This window comes from Shewanella sp. 10N.286.52.B9, assembly GCF_002873635.1.
GTDB lineage: Bacteria > Pseudomonadota > Gammaproteobacteria > Enterobacterales > Shewanellaceae > Shewanella.
The window spans coordinates 1-22,432 of the sequence record NZ_MCTY01000162.1 but is presented as its reverse complement, the minus strand read 5'-3'; the positions used below and the strand labels follow the sequence as shown (position 1 = coordinate 22,432).

General features: G+C 40.8%; 13 protein-coding genes and 2 pseudogenes. 10 read left to right on the top strand and 5 right to left on the bottom strand.

What is annotated here, in order from left to right; translation table 11 throughout:
- Nucleotides 1–228: 228 nt before the first annotated feature.
- The gene (locus tag BCU91_RS09150) at nt 229–2,262 is read right to left on the bottom strand and encodes a TonB-dependent copper receptor (RefSeq protein WP_241904057.1); all 2,034 of its coding nucleotides are present in this window, start codon (nt 2,260–2,262) and stop codon (nt 229–231) included.
- A gap of 238 nt (nt 2,263–2,500) precedes the next feature.
- Here BCU91_RS09150 and BCU91_RS09145 point away from each other — a divergent pair.
- The 4 genes and pseudogenes from BCU91_RS09145 to BCU91_RS09130 all read left to right on the top strand — a co-directional run.
- A pseudogene (locus BCU91_RS09145) lies at nt 2,501–2,638 on the top strand (prepilin-type N-terminal cleavage/methylation domain-containing protein); the annotation flags it as partial.
- Nucleotides 2,639–2,878: 240 nt separating this feature from the next.
- Nucleotides 2,879–3,853, top strand: coding sequence for a hypothetical protein (locus BCU91_RS09140; protein WP_102435674.1), 975 nt, complete (start codon nt 2,879–2,881; stop codon nt 3,851–3,853).
- A gap of 484 nt (nt 3,854–4,337) precedes the next feature.
- Nucleotides 4,338–5,405: a cobalamin B12-binding domain-containing protein gene (locus tag BCU91_RS09135; protein WP_102435676.1), complete on the top strand. Its 1,068-nt coding sequence runs from the start codon at nt 4,338–4,340 to the stop codon at nt 5,403–5,405.
- A complete protein-coding gene (locus BCU91_RS09130) occupies nt 5,405–6,331 on the top strand; it encodes a GGDEF domain-containing protein (RefSeq protein WP_102531334.1) in 927 nt (308 codons plus the stop codon). Before BCU91_RS09135 ends, BCU91_RS09130 begins: the two co-directional genes overlap by 1 nt.
- A gap of 148 nt (nt 6,332–6,479) precedes the next feature.
- Here BCU91_RS09130 and BCU91_RS09125 read toward each other — a convergent pair whose 3' ends face one another.
- The gene (locus tag BCU91_RS09125; RefSeq protein ID WP_102476664.1) at nt 6,480–8,060 is read right to left on the bottom strand and encodes an isocitrate lyase; all 1,581 of its coding nucleotides are present in this window, start codon (nt 8,058–8,060) and stop codon (nt 6,480–6,482) included.
- A 110-nt stretch (nt 8,061–8,170) separates the two neighbouring features.
- On the opposite strand from BCU91_RS09125, the gene BCU91_RS09120 reads away from it, so the two are divergent.
- Together BCU91_RS09120 and BCU91_RS09115 are read left to right on the top strand one after the other, a co-directional pair.
- Entirely contained in the window at nt 8,171–9,121 is a 951-nt protein-coding gene (locus BCU91_RS09120) for a LysR family transcriptional regulator (protein ID WP_102435682.1), read from the top strand.
- A 217-nt stretch (nt 9,122–9,338) separates the two neighbouring features.
- Nucleotides 9,339–11,528 carry a malate synthase G gene (locus BCU91_RS09115; protein WP_102531333.1) on the top strand — a complete coding sequence of 730 codons (2,190 nt, stop codon included), beginning with the start codon at nt 9,339–9,341 and terminating at the stop codon, nt 11,526–11,528.
- Between the two features lie 772 nt (nt 11,529–12,300).
- On the opposite strand, the gene BCU91_RS09110 is transcribed toward BCU91_RS09115, so the two are convergent.
- A complete protein-coding gene (locus tag BCU91_RS09110; protein ID WP_102531332.1) occupies nt 12,301–15,033 on the bottom strand; it encodes a hypothetical protein in 2,733 nt (910 codons plus the stop codon).
- A 381-nt stretch (nt 15,034–15,414) separates the two neighbouring features.
- Nucleotides 15,415–16,392, bottom strand: a complete 978-nt coding sequence (locus BCU91_RS09105; protein WP_198590456.1) for a transposase — start codon at nt 16,390–16,392, stop codon at nt 15,415–15,417.
- Nucleotides 16,393–16,583: 191 nt separating this feature from the next.
- Between BCU91_RS09105 and BCU91_RS09100 the strand changes: the two genes are divergently transcribed.
- From BCU91_RS09100 to BCU91_RS09085, 4 genes are read left to right on the top strand one after another with little or no spacing between them, the layout of a single operon-like run.
- Nucleotides 16,584–17,756, top strand: coding sequence for a hypothetical protein (locus tag BCU91_RS09100; protein ID WP_102531330.1), 1,173 nt, complete (start codon nt 16,584–16,586; stop codon nt 17,754–17,756).
- 34 nt (nt 17,757–17,790) lie between these two features.
- Nucleotides 17,791–18,732 carry a hypothetical protein gene (locus BCU91_RS09095; RefSeq protein ID WP_102531329.1) on the top strand — a complete coding sequence of 314 codons (942 nt, stop codon included), beginning with the start codon at nt 17,791–17,793 and terminating at the stop codon, nt 18,730–18,732.
- Nucleotides 18,733–19,716, top strand: a complete 984-nt coding sequence (locus BCU91_RS09090) for a serine protease (protein WP_102531328.1) — start codon at nt 18,733–18,735, stop codon at nt 19,714–19,716.
- A complete protein-coding gene (locus BCU91_RS09085) occupies nt 19,697–21,775 on the top strand; it encodes a S8 family serine peptidase (RefSeq protein WP_102531327.1) in 2,079 nt (692 codons plus the stop codon). Before BCU91_RS09090 ends, BCU91_RS09085 begins: the two co-directional genes overlap by 20 nt.
- A gap of 238 nt (nt 21,776–22,013) precedes the next feature.
- Here BCU91_RS09085 and BCU91_RS09080 read toward each other — a convergent pair.
- Nucleotides 22,014–22,412, bottom strand: a pseudogene (locus BCU91_RS09080) (transposase); the annotation flags it as partial.
- Nucleotides 22,413–22,432 lie beyond the last annotated feature (20 nt).

Genomic DNA, 22,432 nt, shown 5'->3' with positions numbered 1-22,432 from the left:
ATTTAATATTATTTAGATGTTACGTGATTGATTTTAATTAGATCACTTTATAAAGAAAACTGCCAAAGGGTAACTTTGCATAGCTTTACATAGGTTATGTGAATAAAAGCAATGTATTGCAGCTAGGGACAAGTTTGTCGGCGGCTGTATCAGGCATTAAAGCAGAGGTTTCACCCAAAGTGGGCAATGATGCAGGCTTATTAAATGTAACAAGCCTGCCGGTTTTTATTAAAAATTGTAATCAAGTTTTACCCAAGCGGTTCGACCCGGCTCATTAACTTGAAATAGTGGTGAACTACCAGGAATGTCATTACCCGCTCCAGAGCGACTAACATGTTCGGCATAGGTAATATCAAATAAGTTCTCAATACCAAAACTCACTAAAATATCATCATGCTTCCAAGAGCCATTGATGGCCAATGTGCCAAAACCACTGCTTTCAGCCAGATCTTGTCCTGAGATATTACCTTGACCAATTGCGACTCTATCTTGCGCCGCAACCATCCGCCAAAATAACCCAGCGGTCCAATTTTCAGCTTCATAATTCACTGAAATACGACCCTCTAAAGGGGATATTTGCCCTAGTGGTGTATTGTCAGTGTCATTCTCACCATGGCTATAACTGACGGTGGTTTGCGCCGACCATTGATCAGTAAATGGATATAGCAGGCCTAATTCGCCGCCCCAAATCGTTGCATCAATATTGTAAGCTGCGGTCTTGGCAGTATTAGCATCAATTAAGATGTAGTCTGCCACTTTGCCGTAATAAAACGCCGTGGATATTTCAATATCGTCTTGATAAATCCAGCCAACATCAAGCTGGGTGGTTTTTTCAGCATCTAAATCAAATGCCTTAAGTGACAAATCATTATTGTCTGCCTTCATGAACTCCCAATAGTCAGGAATACGTTGGGCATGGCCGCCGCCAATATAATATTGGCTTTTATCAGTCTCAAACTCGTAGCGAACAAAGCCACTGAATAAGTCATCATCACGGCTGCCTTGCTGGGCCACATATAAACTGGTTTGCCATTGATCCATTCTTAGCCCCGTCAAGATTTTACCTTGGTTAAGCTGATAACTTGATTCAACAAATAAGCCGGTATTGATATAAGCCATGTCCTGCATAAAGGGTTTTGCTAATAAATCATCTAGGCCATTATCTTCTGCTTGATTGATGCTGCGTCCTTTGTGCTTACTGTCCATATAGTCAAGCCCGACAATGGTTTCCCATTTTTCATTGGCTGAAATATCAAACCATAAATGACCACCTGCGGTTTTTCGTCTGACATTAGTGCCTGCATTTACGCCGCGGTCAAACTGATCCATAACGTGATCGTTTTCATTACTATATAACTGAAAATCAATATTATTCAGCCAGTAAAAATCAACATCCTTTTGCAGCAGAAAGGTGACATTTTCATTATCGATCACACGAGCTTTATTGGTTCTGTCAGCGTACTCAGCCTCACCGCTTGAGCTGCCATAAGCAAGCTCAAGCACGGTTGACTCGTCGGGGGTCCAACCTAAAGCAAAATTGTAATTATTACGGTCATAAAGGGATTGAATGGTGGTACCATCACCGTCTTGATAATGATCGCTTTTAGACTTATTAGCATCAAAATCAATGTAATGGGTTTCAGTACCTGCTTTTATTTCGACTAAGTAATCTTCACGGCCAAAACTGCCACCGGTTACGCTGGCGCGACCTTCAAGGCTTTTCTCACTAAAGCTATGGCGATCTTTTTCAAATAATACCGTCCCTGCGGAACCTACTGGGCCATATTTTACTGTTTGTGGGCCTTTAATCACTGTAATGGCATCATAGGCTTCTGGATAAATATAAGCTGTTGGCGGATCCATACGTCCGCCACAGGTGCCATAAACATGCTGGCCATCATCAACAATACTGATGCGTGAACCGCCCATGCCTCTTAAAGAAGGGTCGCCACCTGCGCCGCCTTTTCTGGCGATACTAAAACCGGGGATGGTTTTTAAGTAACCTGCACCGTCATAAGCGGGCAGCGGTAATCTGGGCTTTTTGGGATCGGTGACAACTTTGGCAGGATCGCGCATTAACTCCCCTGTCACCACAAGGTAGTCATCACAGCTTTTATTATCGCAGTGCTGCTTGTGTTTTTTTTCTTGGGTGGTTTCAACAGCCTGAGTGTCTGTGGGATTAGCCTCAGTGGCTTGAACGAAGGAAGTGGGTAAAAAACCTAAAGCGACAGCGATAGAAATCATCAATTTAGAGCGGTGCATAAACAGTCCTATGACAAACCTATAATATTTGTGCGGACATTTATAAATTAACCAGAACAGGTTTCAACTTAAAACCAACAAACTGCGACACTATGTCACAGGCTAATTAAAGGGAGGTCAAAAATACTAAACTCTTATAAATAAAAAACCTTTTATTCAAGTAGATAAGTAGGGGTAGCAGCCCATTTGAAATAACATCGCTGCCAAATAATAAACTGAATAAATGGATTTTTGAGCCATGGCGCTTAACCATAATAAGGGTTTTACCTTAATTGAGCTCGTAGTCGTTATCATTATTCTTGCCATTCTAGCGGTTACTGCCGCACCTAAATTCATCAATTTATCAACCGATGCCAGAATTGCGGCATTAAACGGCGCAGCGATAACTCAATAAAGTCACCTCCTCAGCCAAGTACATTAACCACAACTAATAGGGAAAATGTGACTCCGCTTGCTCTATATTCAAACCCACAGACAGATAAAATCATCTGAGTTAAAACTTATCGCCGACTAATTTAAGTGGTTATTAATTATTTCAAAAAATACCCTTTTTCGGCCTTAACAAGGGTCAAAATTTAAGACACAATGGAGATAACATCCATCTAGACGGCTAAACATGAAAAAATCATTAAAACAGCGTTCATCCGATCATCACCGTGGGATCTATTTTATTGGTACAACCCCACCAAAAATCGATACTGATTTTGAATCGGTCAGTATTATCGCTGATAAATTGTTAGCTCGCCTTGATGAGATAAACTTTGATGGTTTGATCATCTACGATATTCAGGATGAAACCAGCCGCATTGATACCCCAAGGCCTTTTCCCTTTAAAGCCACTCATGATTCTGGTACTTACGCTCAGCTAATCAATCAAAAGTCAGGCAAGCCAGTTATTGCTTATAAGAGCGTTGCCGGTCTTGATGAACAGGGCTTTAGTGAGTGGTTGTCCCGCGCTTGGTATCAAAATAATGTCAGAGACTTGGTATTAGTGGGATCCCCATCGACTCAGGTTGCAAGTTCATTACCATTAAATGACGCTTACCGCGTATTAGCGGCGCACTCTCAAGCATTCTACCTTGGTGGCGTGGCCATTGCAGAGCGCCATTTAAGTAAAAAAAATGAACATATTCGCCTGTTAGGTAAATCAAACCAAGGCTGTGAATACTACATCACTCAGGCGGTGTATAACGCCCAAGCAACCATTGATATGTTAACCAGCTACGCCAAAGAATGTGCGTTAAACAATATCAAGCCTAATCGCATCATCCTGACATTTTCACCTTGCGGCAGTGCTAAAACTCTGGAATTTATCAACTGGTTAGGTGTGTCGGTACCCGAAGCTACCAGCCAGCGTATTTTGTCGGCAGAAGATCCTCTGTATGAGTCAATTAAGATTAATCACAGTAACCTGCTGAAAATTTTAGCCGCGGTTATACCGCTTAATATTCCATTAGGGCTGAATATTGAAAGTTTAACTAACCGTAAAACTGAGATTGATGCCTCGATTTTGATGTACAAACTGCTAAAGGGCACCATGGATCAAGCCTTAGCCCAAAATCAAATTGATCAATTTGTGCTAAATAAATAGTCCTCAGCGATAAAATCTTGCCCTATGGTGTTAATAGCCGCCATAAGGCAAGCTTTCAGCGTCAAGCGCCAGTAACAAATGGCTTAGCCATAAGCGCTTATATTGACTCTAAAAAATCACATAAACCACAATTAAATATTGAAAAAAACCAATAATATCAGTTATTGTTGAATTAAATATGGGGGGATAACTGTAAATTAGCAGTAATGGTTAAAGGTCAAGTGTTAGCCTATAAGTCAGCAAGGTGCTTGCTAAGTCGAAGCATTTACCAACACCGACTTGCGGCGCTAAAGGCCCTCAGTTATCTCATCAACGCATTTCAAACAAAGGCACAGTCATCACTTAAACTTGCCTAATTTTTTACTACTTTTGCTTTAATGATAACCAGCAATGAGCTTTATTATGACTATAATAGCATTAGGTTTTGTCGACTTTTAACCTCGCGCATAAGTTCAATTTGTATCTGTTCAATTGAGGACTAACTATGGATAGCCAAAAACTCAATACACTACTTGCCACAGTGACTGACAATGCCATTAATGCATATTGTCAATTCGGTGAAGAAATGCTGGTAGAAATTAATCGCTGGATTTCAAAGCCCGAGCAAAGTCGTTTTTTAAATGGCAATTCGCTGGACTTATTAATCAATAATCACCGCAACCACCTTGGGTTTATCTCCCAGGTTATTGAATCCCGTGATGGAACCGCTTTAGTGAAAGCACTTCCCTGGGTCTATCAGGCTTATCATTCTCAAGGGGTGCCATTTCTCTACTTTAAAGAAGAACTAGAAAAATGGCAGCAATTGATTTTAAAGACAATTCCACCAATTGAGGCTGCACAATTAGTGCAAATATACGATTGGATGCTTAGGGCCCATGATGAGTGCTGTAGCCTAATAAAAGGCAACCGAGAAGAAGAGTTTATTGCAATGGATAACCCCTTTCTCCACTATATTATTACAGGTGATCACCGTAACGCCTACAGCTATGCATTCAATAAAGTCACTACATGGGAAGACTTTGAGCGTTTTTTTAATAATGAGGCTCAGCCCGCTCTCTATCAAATAGGTTTGCTTTGGCAAAATGGTGACGTATCAGTATCCACCGAACATTTAGCCACAGCCATTACCAATCGTGTGCTCACTGGGCTGCTAATGCACCTAGACCTTCCAGAAATAACTAAACCAAAGATATTGGTAACTTGCGCGGCATCTGAACAACACCAAATTGGCTCATGGATGGTTGCCACAGCGTTAGAAGCAAATGAATGGGATACAACCTATCTTGGTGCCGACGCACCTAAAGACGCCATTCTTGATTATATTACAAATGAGTCACCTAAAGCCGTAATCATCAGCGTTACCATGCCTTACAATATCAAAAGGGCTCGAGAGCTCCTCCAAGAAATCGACGCCTTATACCCAAATATTAAAACCATTGTAGGCGGTCAAGCGCTGTCTTTTTTCCATGAACCGCAAGAAGTGCTTAAAGCCGATTTCATCACCAGCGATTACAAAGAAGCGATTCAAAAGCTCAACACCTGGTTAGCTTAATGAATATCCCCAGTGAACTTGCAATAGATATCGCAGAAAATTCGCACGTATTGGCTATCGCTGAGTTTGCTTACGATGGCACATTAATCAGTTACAACCGGGGCTTTCGCATACTGTTTGCTATTTTTCTATCTGAAACAAACAATTGGCATGAATTTTTTGTCGGTGCCCCTCGAGTGACACAAATAATAGACCTTGACTCAGATCCGCAACTACTTAAAACCACAAAAGGTAAAGGGCTTTTATGTTCGTTTCGTAAAATGGAGTCCTCGTTCTATTGTATTGCTGAAATATTGGAGCTAAAAGATGAAAAGCTAATTGAAGAAATTAGCAGTCTTAGTAATCTAATGGCGCAACTCAATTTTCAGCTTCGTCGCGAAAAACGGCAACTTATTAAAGCCCACAAAGACATAGAAAAAATCGCACGTGAAGACCCGCTGACATCCTTGCTAAACCGACGAGCATTTTTTGACATCATGAATCCCAGGTTGTCGTTAGCCAAACGACAAAACATGGAGATAACCCTGTTCTTTATTGATTTAGATTTTTTCAAATCGGTTAATGATAATTGGGGGCATAATATCGGAGATAAACTACTTGTGGCGATAGCAAGTATGCTTAAAAAGACCCTTAGGCTTGAAGATGTTATTTCTCGCTTTGGAGGAGAAGAGTTTGTCGTTGTCCTTACAGGGCAATCGTTAACTGATTCGTTCACATTAGCTAACCGTATCCTAGAAAATTGCAGAGCGCTCAAAATTGCATCACTGGACAGAGTAAATACCCTTTCAATCGGCATTACCCAGTGGGATAAAAACGAAGATATTAACAAACTTATTCAACGAGCAGATGATGCATGTTACATGGCGAAAAACAGTGGCAGAAATAAATACATTGCCTTAAGCCCTGAAACGGCAACAAGCCATTAATCATGGCTGCCCATGTTATTTTCAGAGACTGACCCAAGTGATTTAGTTCGGGAAATTAAAATATAAAAAAAGCCTGAAGCGATACTTCAGGCTTTTTGGTGTAAACGATAGCCAGTTTAACACTTGCTATCGTTTGTAAAACGAGTCGTTAAAACTGGTTCATTGTGTTGTCTTTACCTGACGCTTTAAGCGCTTGGTCACCAGAGAAGTACTCTTTATGTGCATCACCCATATCAGAACCTGCCATGTTTTGGTGTTTAACACAGGCAATACCTTGACGGATTTCCTTACGTTGAACATTAGCAACATAACCCAACATGCCTTGGTCACCGAAGTACTCTTTAGCCAAGTTATCAGTTGATAGTGCTGCGGTATGATACGTTGGTAGCGTGATAAGGTGATGGAAAATACCCGCTTCACGTGCAGCATCAGCTTGGAAAGTACGAATTTTTTCATCAGCTTGAATAGCAAGCTCAGTTGTATCGTAATCAACACTCATCAATTGATCGCGGTTGTAAGCTGAAACATCTTGTCCTGCTGCTTGCATTGAATCAAATACTTGCTGACGGAAGTTAAGTGTCCAGTTAAACGATGGTGAGTTGTTATACACAAGCTTTGCGTTTGGTATTACTTTACGGATTTCGTTAACCATGCCGCCGATTTGAGATACATGAGGCTTTTCAGTTTCAATCCACAGTAAGTCAGCACCATTTTGCAGTGAAGTAATACAATCAAGTACACAACGCTCTTCACCCGTACCCGCACGGAACTTAAATAAGCCATTGGGTAGACGAGCAGGTTTTACCAACTTTCCACCTTGTTGGAATACCACATCGCCATTTTTAAGTGTTGCTGCATCAACCGCTTCCACTTCAAGGAAACTATTGTATTTATCACCTAAGTCACCAGCTTCATTGGTTACGGCAATTTTTTGTGTTAGACCAGCACCTAGTGAATCGGTACGGGCAACAATCACACCGTCATCAATACCCAATTCTAAAAAGGCATAACGAACCGCATTAATTTTCGCTAGAAATTCAACATGGGGCACGGTCACTTTACCGTCTTGGTGGCCACACTGTTTAACATCAGACACTTGGTTTTCTAATTGAATACAACAAGCACCGGCTTCAATCATCTGCTTTGCCATCAAGTAAGTGGCTTCTTCGTTACCAAAACCTGCGTCAATATCAGCAATAATCGGTACAACATGGGTTTCGAAGTTATTAATTTTGTCTTGAATCGCCGCTTTTTCTGACTCGCTGGCATTATCTAATTGGCTGAACAGGCCACCCAATTCACGTGCGTCAGCTTGACGCAGAAAAGTGTACAGCTCTTTAATTAACGCAGCGACAGAGGTCTTTTCATGCATAGATTGGTCAGGTAATGGGCCAAACTCACTGCGCAGTGCTGCAACCATCCAACCTGAAAGGTATAAGTAACGACGTTTGGTGGTTAAAAGATGCTTTTTAATAGAGATCATTTTTTGTTGGCCAATAAAACCATGCCAGCAACCTAGAGACTGAGTGTACTGCGATGAATCTTTATCGTAGTTATCCATGTCTTCACGCATAATCTTAGCAGTGTACTTTGCGATGTCTAACCCAGTTTGGAAACGGTTCTGTAGACGCATACGAGCGACTGATTCTGGGTTGATGGCATTCCATGCACTACCTTCTGAATTAATCAAGGTAGCAGCTTCATCGATATTACTTCTGTAGTTAGTCATGTGTATATTCCTTTAACAAATTGATTAGCGGCAAATGATTACGTTGAAAATAATAGTTAGATTTGGTTAAATAAGTCTAATTTATACTTACTATTTTCGGTATTCATCTTATGAATGTATCTCGTATCGACTTGAACCTCCTTGTTTATTTAGATGTTTTGCTACGTGAAAGAAATGTAACTAAAGCAGCTGACCAACTTGGTATTAGCCAGCCTGCAATGAGTAACGGCCTAAAACGCTTAAGAACCTTGTTTGATGATCCCTTACTTATTCGCACCAGTCAGGGCATGACGCCGACAGAACGTGCTAAAGAGTTGCAACCCATAATCAGTACCTTGATTATCGGGCTAGAAAAAGCCGTACAGCCTCGCGCCAAATTTGACCCACAAGAAAGTGACAAAGTCTTTCGAGTCATGGCTAGTGATTATGCTGAAGCGACCTTACTACCTCCGCTAATTGCAAAACTTCGGACTCAAGCACCCAACATTATTTTAGACATCATGACCCCAAGTGATGTCAGTTTCCCTGATGTAGAACAAGGAAGAGTCGATATGGTGATCAATCGATTCGACACTATTCCGCAATCATTTCACCAGAAAGTTTTGTGGAATGACGACTTCAGCTGCTTGATTAGTAAGACGAATCCAGTTTTACACAAGTTTTCTTTAGACAGTTATTTGCAAGCCAAACACGTGTGGGTGAGTAAAACCGGAATGGGCGTTGGTGTAGGGATGGATCCTGCTGATGTTCAGCGCTTAGGTTGGGTGGATGAAGCATTAACTCGAATTGGCGTAAAACGGCAAATCACGGTTTTTACTCGCCATTACCAAGCCGCGTGTTTGTTGGCTGAGCAACAGGATTTGATCGCAACCATACCAAGTAAGATGGCTCGTCATCACAACAATAATGATCGGGTGAGTATTGTTCCGCCGCCATTTATTATTCCACCCATTGCATTAACTATGGCTTGGAGCCCCTTGCTTCAACATAATCCAGCACATCAATGGATGCGCCAATTAATCACTAAAACGGCAGATGAAATAAATAGAGGCGACGTTTAATCTTGTTGTTATTTTGATTTTTAATTACTGATACGTTGCAAATTAACCAAAAAAGGGTGATTTACCATAGATTTGATGAATATTGGTGATAACAAGTATAAATTGGATAAATAAGCTTAATTTGATATAGAGTAAAGTCTTGCTGCGAATTAACGATTAATAATAGATTTGAGTGGTTTTTAAGTTCAGCGCACAGGAATTAAAGGTAGGGATAAACATGACAGCACGTATTCAAGTAGGTGGATTACAAGTAGCACAAGCATTGTGGCAACTGGTCGATAGTGACATTTGTCCAGGTACAGGCATTGACTCAGCAACTTTTTGGGCAAAATTTGAGGACATCATTTCCGAATTTGCTCCCATTAATGTGGCCTTGTTAGAGAAAAGGCAGCAATTGCAGCAACAAATTGATCAATGGCATACAAAGCACCCTGCTAAAGACGCTAACCCAGACCAGTACAAAGCTTTTCTATCCGAAATCGGCTACCTAGTACCTGAGGGTGACGATTTTCAAATTAGCACTGAAAATGTCGATCATGAAATTGCAGCGCAAGCTGGGCCACAATTAGTTGTGCCAGTAAAAAATGCACGTTTTGCCCTTAACGCCGCCAATGCACGTTGGGGCAGTTTATATGATGCGCTATATGGTACTGATGCCATATCACAACAAGACGGCGCCGAGCTGACCAAACAATACAACCCCATAAGGGGCAATAAAGTTATCGCATTTGCAAAACATCACTTAGATACCGCAGCCCCATTAGTGCAAGGCAGCCATGCTGATGTAACGCGGTATTATATTGATGCAGGCCAACTACGTATGCAGTTAACTGATGGCACAATCACAAGCTTAACCCAAGCACAAAAGTGTGTCGGTTACCAAGGTAGTGCAGAGGCGCCGAGTGCGATTTTGCTGGTTAATAATGGTTTGCATATTGAGATCCAAATTGATCCAGACAGTGTTATCGGCAGCAGCGATAGTGCTGGCGTAAAAGACTTGTTAGTTGAAGCCGCTGTTACCACCATTATGGATTGCGAAGACTCTGTTGCGGCGGTTGATGCTGAAGACAAAGTTGAAGTTTATCGCAATTGGTTAGGTTTGATGCAAGGTAACTTAGCTGCCTCACTGACTAAAAATGGTAAACAAATCCTTAGAGAGCTTAATGATGATAGGGTTTATACCGCTGCTAATGTTAATGCTAGTACAGACGCTAACACCGTAACGTTACCCGGCAGAAGCTTACTCTTTGTACGTAATGTTGGCCACTTGATGACGATTGATGCCGTACTAGATAAACATGGCAATGAAGTACCAGAAGGAATATTGGATGGCATGATCACTGTGCTTGCCGCTATGCATGACCTTAAAGGTAACAATAATGGTCGCAGTAATAGCCGCAAAGGATCGGTGAATATTGTCAAACCTAAAATGCATGGCCCAGAAGAAGTGCAATTTACTTGTGACTTATTTACCAAGATAGAAGATGCACTCAACCTCCCCCGTAATACCATTAAAGTCGGCATTATGGATGAAGAGCGCAGAACCACACTCAACTTAAAAGAGTGTATCAGGGTCGCGCAACAGCGCGTTGTCTTTATTAATACCGGCTTTCTTGACCGTACCGGTGACGAACTCCATACCTCAATGTTAGCGGGCGCCTTTGTCCCCAAATCTGTGATGAAGCAGCAAAAATGGATTAAGGCTTATGAAGACTGGAATGTCGATATTGGACTTGAATGTGGCTTACAAGGTCGCTCTCAGATTGGTAAGGGTATGTGGCCGATGCCAGATGAAATGGCAGCCATGCTAGAACAAAAAGTGGCTCACCCAAAAGCGGGGGCAAACACGGCTTGGGTACCATCGCCCAATGGTGCCGTACTGCATTCTATCCATTATCATCAAATAAATGTGGCGGAAGTTCAACAGCAACTTAAGCATCGTAAGCGTGCTAGCATCGATGACTTGTTGACGATTCCATTGCTTGATGACACGACAACATTAACCCAGCAACAAATTACCTTTGAGCTAGAAAATAATGCTCAGGGTATACTGGGCTATGTGGTGCGCTGGATTGACCAAGGCGTCGGTTGCTCGAAAGTACCTGATATTAATAATGTAGGTTTAATGGAAGACAGAGCGACTTTGCGGATCTCGTCGCAATACTTAGCTAATTGGCTTGAACATGGCTTATGCAGTGCAGAAGAAGTGATGGCGGCACTGAAAAAAATGGCTGCAGTGGTAGATGCTCAAAATGCAGGCGATCCACTGTACATTAATATGGCCCCTAATTTTGACGGCATAGCCTTTAAAGCGGCTTGCGACCTTATATTTAAAGGTAAATCGCAACCTTCTGGTTATACAGAGCCTTTACTACATGCATACAGGATCCAAGCTAAAGCAGGTTAATCTTTAGCGTTAATACTGGCTCTGTGTTTATGTAGTCACTCAATCAATAAGCCCTGATCTTGCAAAGATTAGGGCTTTTTTGAATGTTCAAGTTGGGGGATGAGATTAAGCCTACGCTCACCTTAACGGCACCCACTGATTGAAAGCAAAGGAGATCGTTAGATATTCAGCCACTTGGAGTGGGTGGCCATGTTAATTATTTAAACTCGCGATAACTGACACCAAAAAGCCTGAAGCAAACCTTCAGGCTTTTTTGTATTTAGATTTGCTGAACAAAAAGAAGTGGAACTTTACGTTTATTCCGACAGAACCACTTATTTAGGTTTATATTCAAACCTTATGGCCTTCTGTCCATTATGACGATCACATAAGGTAGCTTGTAAATAACCATTGCATTTAGTTTTATATACAGTAACCACTTAACAACTCCCGCTCAGGGTCACCACAAAAATAACCTGGATCTATAAGCTGATCCAGGAACAATTGGGGCCATGTTATTTATAAAAATGGAAACCTAACCCTAGTATTGACTCTTGGAGTGAGCGGCAATGTTATTATTGATTCTATCAGTAAAACAAATATCGATATGAATTTAGAATTGTGAAAATGAAGGGGAAAGTTAACTTAGATTATAACCACCTACTGAAGTAGGTGGTTTAGGGGCTGAAAACAAAAATTACTTTCCCAGTTGTTCATCAGACAAGTTAGCGAGCCTTGATGGTTCGCTTTACTTAAAAGATGAGTGAGCTTTCGGGTTTGTAAATTATAGAGACTATAGCTCAACCATATACATAGCATTTTTTGTCGCGAAGCTAAGGCGCGGTTTTGAGCCATCTTTAGAAGGCATGTATTCAATTGAATTTGTTGTTATTGCACCTAACAACCTTGGTGTTTGCCAAATGATATCTCCTGAATTAACAGAGCGCATTGATAACGTACAATTGGGGTTATTACTTAAACCTGTTTCTCCGCTATCACAACTACTTATTAGTAAATTATCTGAATCCTGAGGTTGTAAGATATTACTCACCTCACCATCTATGAAAAAGGAATTGATTTGAGTTAGCGAGTTATCAAGTATTAACAGTTCGGTACTATTACCATATGGTGAGCCATGGGAAGATAAACAAGCTATATTAGTCGCTTGATTAATCAGCACTATTTTACTACATAAAAGTGATGCTGTACTTGCCGGTACGAATGCTCCATCTATAAACTTGAATTGTTCTGTTGAATTGAAGAGGTGGTAGTTCGAATCACGTTTTTCTATTGCTACAACTGCAATCAAGGTTCCTTCTTTATTTCTAGAAAAGTCAGCATCTAAAATGGTGGACACTTCTGTAGGTTTATAATCCCAGAGTACAGTTTGATTTACTAAGTCTTCTACATAGAGTTGTTCACTGTTAACAACAATTAAATCATTATAACCATCGTTGTTAATATCAGCATGTTCCATTTCTACTGAGCTTACATATCTTTCAGAGTTTTGGCTAAACGACTTCTCCCAGAGTAAAACTTCGGATGCTAGCTCTTGTGCAAACAGAGTAAAACCTTCTTCATATTTAGTATTAATTATCACTTCATTAACACCGTCTAAATTGGCATCAAAAATGTCAATTGCATGGATGGAACCATTTATTCCGTTCTCTAACTTGTAAAGGTTATTTTTTTCTTTTTGACCATTTTCAGAAACACTGTATAGGTTCCAATTGTGTTGAGGAGAATAAAACAGTGCTTTAAAGCTTCCACCTTCTACGATATTCCCTGCGGTATGGTAGTTTGTACTAGCAGTAGAATAATTTAAGCCCCATACAACTTCTGGGTATGGAGTTAATTTAAATGAGCTAATTGAACTATTACCTGATCTCAAGAGCTCAACTTCACCTGAGTTTTCAGTAACTGCTGAAATAATATTGTTTGTGTGGTTCGATAACTCACTCCATTGAAGCTCTAATTTCTCACTTGAATAGGAGTTCATATTCCCGCCGTAACTTGAACATGGTCCAGTAACAATGCTTTTTAGAGGTGTTACATGCAGACTGCAGATATCTTCTTCTATGGCTAAATGAGTAATAGGTGAGCTTTCTCCATATTTTAGCATTTCAATGGATTGCTCTTGCTTGTTGTATGAAATAATTTCTTCTATTTCATTGCCATCAATATCAGCTAAAGTGAATAATGTATTTTCAGAGTCAGCATGTAACCAATTTAATTTTTTGAGTTCATTATCAAATACTAAGCCATCATCTAACAAAATATGCTTTAAATTCTTGTCGATAATACTACCGATTTGTACCTCGGATGGCTGAGAATTCAGATCATAAAGTGAGCTTATCGAGTTTGATCCTGTATCCCACACCCATAAGTCGTGATTAGGTGTGTTGCCACAATCTTTGCAAGCTATGATTAAAACTATTTCGGCATGACCATCATCATTTAAATCTGCAATTGAAAAGTCGACAAATTTCTTGTCTCTTAGGATATGAGACTCTTCAAATTTTTCTATTTCGACAATGACACTTTTTTTGTTTGTATTTGGGTCGATAGATAAAATTTGGTCACTATTCATTACCACTATATGATTAAGCCGATCACCTTCAAAATCATAGTGACTGAGCTTTAAGGCATCTAGATGATAAGGATAAGACCACTGTTGTGTATACTCTTCACCATTTTTGTCCAATAGTGCAATTTGTTTATTATTCTTAAGTATCAAGATTTGTTTTTTATTTAAAGACAAAAAATTAGCTATTGAAATATCCCTTTCTTTGCCAGAAGTTGATAATTCTGAGTAGACATTTAATGCGGCGTCAGACTTTTGTTTTATTGAGAATTGCTTAGTCACTCCGTAATTAGGAATTGTAAGTGAAAACTTGATTTCTTGTTCTGCTGAAAAGGCAATTGAATGAGCCTCCCAGTTGAGAGTGCCGTCAGCAGAAATTGTCATGCCATTGGGGCCGTAAAGCAGCTCGGGTAGTACACCTAAATCGGGAGTCGTTTCGACTTTAACCCTCATAACTTCACCATAGCTTACTATTTCAGGAAGCTGAGAAAGTGTAATTTCAGGCTCTTTAATAAATGTAACTAACGGAGCACTATGTTCAGCATCTTCATACCACTCCATTTCGAACTCATCATTAAAGTCTACAAAGACGGAAAGGCTATTTCCTGCAAGATCTTGGGTATTGCCCTCGCAATCTGGCAATAAGTTTGAATGGGTAAAATTAATTGTTAAAGGGTGTTTTGTCCCAGAGTTAACTTGAGATTGAAATTGATAAATAGCGGTTGTGACTTGTTGACTAGATATTATTTTCGACGAAAGGTCATCATTGAAAATAAATGTTTCAATACATTCAGTATCTGGAATTTTTAGTAACCATCTGCCTTGTATATGGTTAGTAATAGTCGGAATGGTTGGAGTCGCAGGAGAACTCTCAGAGTCCCCACCCCCTCCGCATGCCACAAGTAAAAATGTGACAAAAATACAGACAGTTCTGATTAACATAATAAAATCCTTTTACTTCAAGTTCATCCATTCGTCATGATGACAAATTATCAGGTGGCAATACTAGCCATTTAACAAAAAAATTACAATGTGCGGCGAAGGGTATTTAATTACAAACAAGTGGGGCCAGCATAAATGGAGTCACAACTAATTTTGCAAGAATAAAGCATGCCACCCATTATTTTGAAGTTATAACATAACGCCTTTCATTTTGAGTTGCTAACACCAACAATCATTTACTAATGGGATGATTCTTGCCAAAGGACTGAATATTTCATCATTAATCGCCAAAATTAACTCATAAACTAAATTCAACACAGCTGAAAAGCTTGATATCAATCAAGTGGGAAATGCTGTTATTTTAAATTAAGAAATGATTTATTAAGCGCACAACCAGCGCTGACAGTTAGCTGCACCTTGTCGCCGCTTGCGCTCTAGATGTTCACAATATTCAGTTAATGCAGGTAACGCCCCTACAGCTCCTTTAAATAATGCACCAAACTCAGTAGTGATTTTTAACCAGTTTTCAGCAGGAATATTCAATCTATTGAGAATATCCTGGCTACTCGCGCTTATGGCACCGCGTTTGTCATCACGAATAATCCGCCCTGTATCTTCAACCAGCACAATGTAATCTTTGACGCTAAACATCAAACCATTAGGCATATCCAAACGTTCATTGCCCACAAAAGGCAGTAACTCCGCGGGTTGCTCACCTTTCATGGCTGAGTTGATCCGGCGCTGAATGCTGGTGTAATCGGAGCTTTCAGGGGCTGTAGCCATCTTGGCGCGGATAGGGTTTAAGTCCACATAGGCCATGCACGCAAGTACTGCAGCTTCATCTAATAATGCTTGGGATTTAAAGCGCCCCTCCCAAAATCGACCAGTGCAGTTATCTTCTTTATTGGCCATTCGGGCAATAGGTTCACACAGTGAGCGCATAAACCAGCTGATGTCAGTCAAGCGTAGGCGATATTGAGTGATACAGTCATTCACAGCCTGTAACTCAAATTCATTAAGTGTTTCATCTTTAACAAACTTATTGGTCAGCAATGTGCCTTTAAAGCCTTTATGCCATTGGATAAGCACTTCTTTATCAGACCAGTTTTTGGCGGTATCAATATCCACTTTTAGCACCACATGTAAATGATTACTCATCACTGCATAGGCACAAATATCAATAGCAAAAATCGTCGCAAGCTCTAATATCCTAGAATCAACCCACTCGCGGCGATGCTCATAGTTATTACCAGAACTTGCATCAAAACCACATAGAAAGGCTTTACGCACCACTCTAGAACAGCAGTGGTAGTAAGGCGTATCTTCTAAGCTCACGAGTGTTTCCCTTGGTCTGGCCATCATCTATCACCGATTATTAAGCAATAACCAAAGCCTAGTACAGTGTTGATAATTTAGCCACTTGGAATGGGTGGCCATGTTATTACAACTTATTAAAAGCAATATTTAACTTTATCAGTTGCACTATACTCATCGTGGTCTAAGCTGATTGAGGGAATAAAATAATCCCAATTCACAAGGATGTCCGCAAAATGAAAAAAAGAATTGTTTTCCTCCTCACCCTTTCAACCTGCATATCTGTAAATGCTCAGGATTCGTATACTCCTATTGCTTCAGGAGCTAACTTTCCAGTTAAGGAAGTTCACTTGGAGTTTCTGAGAGAAGCACAAGATGTTCACTCTCAACGAGAACACCTATGGAATCTTTGGGCGTCGATCAACGAAGAGGCTCCTTCGGGCGGCCCTTTGTGGGAAACTTGGTTATCTGCTGATCATGTATTCAGACCAAGCGAATCAGAAGTACTTGCTCCACCAAAGGTGAAGAATTTTGAACGACCACTTCAGTTTGTCGATTTACCAAGTAGTGCTGTTCCAGAAGCACCAGGGCAATCCCAATTTGCAACGGTATTGTTTAACCAAGAGGCACACGATTTTGTACGCAGTCAAAAGCTATATCTTGCAGCTACATTAGACGAAATTAATCGAAGTTTAACGCAGCAAGCAGTTTCACTAGACAATAGAGATATTCCTGATTTTCCACGCGAGTCAGTAGTACTAAAGACCGTTTGGCTGCATGTTGCAGCTAATGGCCGAACTCCCATCCCAGTTTGGGATTTCAATCCAAGCAGACCTGATCAATCAGGAAACGATATAGGTACGTGGCCTAGATCGGTAGTAGTTGATACCACCGGTGAAACCATCCAGCGGGGTATATTGGATCAAGGCAGAAAAGTTGTTCCCTTGACTAGTTTCTATTCAGTCGAGCTTACTAACCATAACCTTATTAGAAACTCGAGCCCCGGCGACCACATGATTTTAATTGCTATGCATGTCACCACCAAGGAAATTCGTGATTGGGTCTGGGGTACTTTCTGGTGGCATGATAAAGCCGATTTTGGTCCCTATGCATTGAATAAAACCCAGAATCTACGAGGAGTATGGAGAAATTATCTCATGGATGTCGCCTTCGACTCCGATATACCTCGCGAATATGAGGGTTCGGCCAACGCCGTCATAAATCCCTACCTAGAGGCCCGTTTTCCCATGGGGATGACATCAAACTGCATGACTTGCCATCGAAAGTCCGCTTGGCCGCTGGCGAGTTTCCTACCTATTGAACGAGGTAAAATATCTACATCTGACCAAAGATTTGAGAATAGGGTCCGCTTAGATTTCCTATGGTCACTAGGGATGCGTGCGAAATAAGTGTTTTTTTGTACTATTTCTATAAGGAAAAAAAATGCGATATCTAATTCTTCTATGTTTATTCTTTCTTTGCAGTTGCTCATCTACTACTGCTGTAATTAATGACCCGCCCCAAGGTCTCACATTTACTCGCTTATATCCCGTGAAAAATTGGCAAGAAGCTCACAGCTTTCTAGAAACCACTGAGATGACCTACCAGGAAAAGACGCTTATCTCATCAGAATGTGGCTTTGAAGACGCACCGAAAATGGAACCTGAGGGTGTCGGGGCAGCTGTAATTTCCGCTTTAGTAGGAGCAGGAATTAAATTGGGAGTTGAAGCCTTAGACAAATCGATTCAAAAGGAATTAAAAGAATATAGTGCCGAATACAAGGCTAACTATGTTGGGCACTTTCAAAAGACTAAGTGCTGGCGATTAGTTCGAGCTGTCCGTATCCAAAGCAACGATAATAACAGTAACGAAAAAAACAGCATAAAAATTAAATTCGATGCTCTCTTTGCGATGTCTAAAGAAAAAGGTGTAACGCTAATTCGCCCAGTTCGTGTTTTGATGTCAGACTCCGCGACAAAAGAAAAGTCTACGGATGGAAAGTATGGCGTGGCACTTTCTATATCTATTAAGACGACCGCAAAAGATGGCTTTGGACATTTAGTTGAGAGTTTAGTCCTTAAATCAAATCTGACACTTTCACCGGAGAGGAGTACAGCATCAAAATATTTCTATTCGTATCCTACACATTGCTCAAAACAAGATGACAAGCCCCTCATTTATTGTTCCAACTTAGCGGTAGATACGTATATGCGGGAAATAGAGGTTGATAGTCCCGTGGAAATAACTGCGACAGTAGCTGAAGTTGGATCCGCACCAAAGTTCCTTAAGGCGATAGCCAGTGTTTTCAGCAGTGCAAAAGAGGATATTGGAGAAATTCTAGCGGAGGCTGCGGCAGAAAAAATCGATCCAGAGGAGGATGATTAAATGAAAGATGTCTTCAGCTTAAAAAAAACTTTGGGGAAAAGGTTTTTCAAGAGGGAGTTACTTGGTGCTTTAGTATCGATCAATGCGGTTATTTTCAGCGGATGTTTACAATCTGAGGAAATGTTCACTGCGCCCGCAGTGGACGAGAGACCAGCTTTGCCACTTCCGCCGGGAGTTGATTTAGAGTCGGTTTGTGGAATGGTTGATGACCTTCAGCATGTAGAAAAATACGATGGAAGCTTGGGAGTAACACAAAACTACGTTGGTACCCATGAAAAATCGACAGTGCAGTTCCAGTGGAAAGAGCGAGCAGATATCAGAACCGTGCTTGGTGGGGATGGAGATGCAGGCAATATCTCCAACGAGCGATGGTGTTCTGGCACTCTATTTCAGTCCACTGATGAGTCTGGCCTAGTGCAAGATTATGTCTTAACCGCAGCTCACTGCTTTGAGTCAAAATCTCGTGGGTGGTTTACGCCAACAATCGATGGTGCAGCCTTATCACCAGAGGCAAATGCAAAATTAATGTGGGTAAATCTAAACTATCAACTTAATCCTGAAGCTGGAACTCTCAGGATCCCCGCGCAGTTCTCGATAGATTCGCTTGTAGAGTACGGATTTAACAATGGTGGATTAGATTACGCGGTAGTTAAGCTTGGTGGATTTGCTAAAGGTGACTCTAACTATAGGAAGTTCTACGCTCAGATTGTTCCAAGGGAACTTCAAAGAGGCGAGAGCCTGACTATAATCCAACACCCTCAGGGTGACCCCAAGAAAATTGAATCAGGAAGCCTTCAAGGAGTTATTGGTAATGATGCGTTCTATGGAAATATTGATACACATGGGGGTTCTAGTGGCTCAGGAGTTCGAAATAAAGATGGTGTGATTGTCGCCGTTCATACCCATGGTGGTTGCTCAGTTGGGGGGGGGGCCAATAAAGGTTTAACACTTCAGGCTATCGGCAGTGCTTCTAATATTTTCTAAGGCCTCAATTATTTTTCTGATGTTAATGGTTCTGCCAGCCACGGCAGAGCCTGAAGTCTTTCTAGTCAGGGGATTTCCAGAGGAATCAGATGAACTCAAGTTAGACTTGGCACGTTCTTCTAAACCAATTTGGGTTATTCAAGAGAAAAACTCGAGTATTTCAGAGCTAATTCAAGAAACATGTGGAACACTATCCCCAAAAGTTAATCAGAAATTTGTAGAGCAGACCATTCACTTGAACGGGTTCAAGAATGAACAAGCTGTTGTCCGAAAAGGACTAGCCGTAGCGGTTCCATTTTGCTCTTCAGTAAAACTTCGAGAAGAAGTTGTTGTCGGCAAGGGAGACACGGTGTCCGAAATCCTAAAGACACGTACCGGTGTCTTTGGCAAAAAGACAATTAGGCATCAAATTTCGTCAATGGGAGGATTTGAAGAGCAAACCATATCCGACGGCAAGGTAGAACAAATATCAAGGAGTATCAGACCTGGAGATAGATTTAAGATGGCCTACGCGTCTCCACAAAGGCTCTTTCGACCATTAAAGAATACCTTGCCACCGCAGCTCCTGATTGCCGAAAGGCTCCCGAAAAACTATGAAGTTGGAGTTGCGGAACGTCTAGTCGTGCCTCTTAACAGTGACAAGATAGAAAATGTGGTGTCCAACTCTTCATATCCAGATATTGAATCACTTAGACTTTCTTCTAGGGCTAGCGAAATCAAAATGGTTGACCTTGTTTCTTTAGAGGCTGTAGAGAGTGATGGTGGATGTGGAATGCTTGACGCTGTTGCACCATTTGGTCAAATAAAGTACATGGCCGTTATTGATAAACAAATTTCCATCCTTGAATCAAAGGGTATTACACCGACCAAGACGCGTGTTGGCATAATTGATTCAGGCTTAGCTTTGCGTGATGAATCCTTTTTTAAACCCCATCATTTTGCCATTAATTTAAGTGAAAAAAGTCCTTTTGCCAAAGAGAATTTTGATGATGATTGGAATCAGTTTAAAGATGACATTCTAGGGATTAACTTTGAGAGAGAGCCCAACCGGATTAGTCCCTTCCCATGGGCAGATTACCGCAAGCGAGCACATGGCACAAATGTAGCATCTCTAATTATCGGTGGAACTGATTATGTAGAGGACCCTAACTCAAAACTTTTTGTTGAACTTGTTGTTGTAAATTTTGGCCGAAGAGGTGGAGGACTACAGGATGCAAGCAGTTTATTGACGGCCATTGATTATCTCAGTGGAAGAAACGCCAGTATTGTGAACATGAGCCTTTCCACGGATCTCGCTCTCCACCAAATTCCAAACAAGAGCGACGTATTGTTTGTCAGCGCTGCTGGAAACCGAAGTAACGATGTATTGATCGAAAACCGTTATCCTGCACGTTTTGGTGGTTATAGTAACACAACCAATGTTATAACTGTCGGTGCACTGAACCACATTTACGATGCAGCGAAATTCACAAATTTCGGTACAAATGTTGACCTTTATGCAACAGGCTGCAACCTAAAGGTTGTAGATCATAAAGGAGCACGTGTATCAGAGCATGGCTCTTCAATGTCGGCTGGCGTCGTAACATTTGTTTCTGCGGTGATACAGGCTCTATCACCGGGAGAGATTTCGCCTAAACAAATAAAGGATCGTTTAGCAAGCAGTGCTGATTATGTTGCGAATTTTTATAAAGGTAAGGAAGCTAGCCTGTTGAATCCTTATAAGGCTGTAAGCCTTTTTCAAGATGTAGTGGAGATCGTTGATTTAAATGGAAGCAAATCTTTATTTTATGGACAGCTGACAAATATAGATGTTCTACGTCAAGCTTGTAATCAGGAAGATCTGCGAGAAAGACTAAACGGTATAAAGAAGGTGACGCCAAATATTGACCGAAATGGAGAGATATTCGTTAGATACTTGCTAAAGCCGGAAGGAGGTGGCCAAGGTTCAGTAGAGTGCGCACAAAATGAAAACTTTGTTTTGGCTGGCGAATCTCTTTTTGACTTCAATGAAATAGAAATTGATCGTATAACTGATATAGTCGTTGCAAATTACCGATGAGATGTTTTTTACGCGGGCTCGTATCAAAATATCAAGTAGCTGTAATCATTTTCCATTGTCAATTTATTAACCGAGGTCCTTTATCTCCCTCAAATAGGGTAAGTGGACAATAGAAGTTGGCCAACTCTAATTTTAATCTCATGAACTCTCTCCAAAAAAGAGTTCCAGAATATATCCAGAATATATACAGAATATACAAAATATATATGGGGTCAGAGTCTGAAGGATCCCCACGAATTTAATAGGATGCTTGCGGTTCTTTGACTAAATCCTGCAGCATCTTAATCCCTAATTGCCAATGTGATTTCATCAATTTCAAACTCTTATCTTTGTAAGCTCTTAAGCCTATAAATTGGTTTGAGAGAACGTTTCGGTGTTTTATTGAATTAGCTTGATATTGCCTGTGCTTATTTGCCGCTTTGACAGCTAAACCAAACAGGTAAAGTATAAATTGAGATAAGCAAGCGATGAGCAAAAGTACGCTTAGTCTGTTTGACTTCCTTGAGCCACCGTCATTCATTTTTAGACCCGTTTTTACATCTCTAAAACCTTCTTCTATCTGCATTCTTGTTGAATAAATCTTAACGACTTTTTTGGCTGCAGCACTTGATAAACAAAGTGATGTAGCAAGTAACCATGTTCTGGTCTAATTCCATC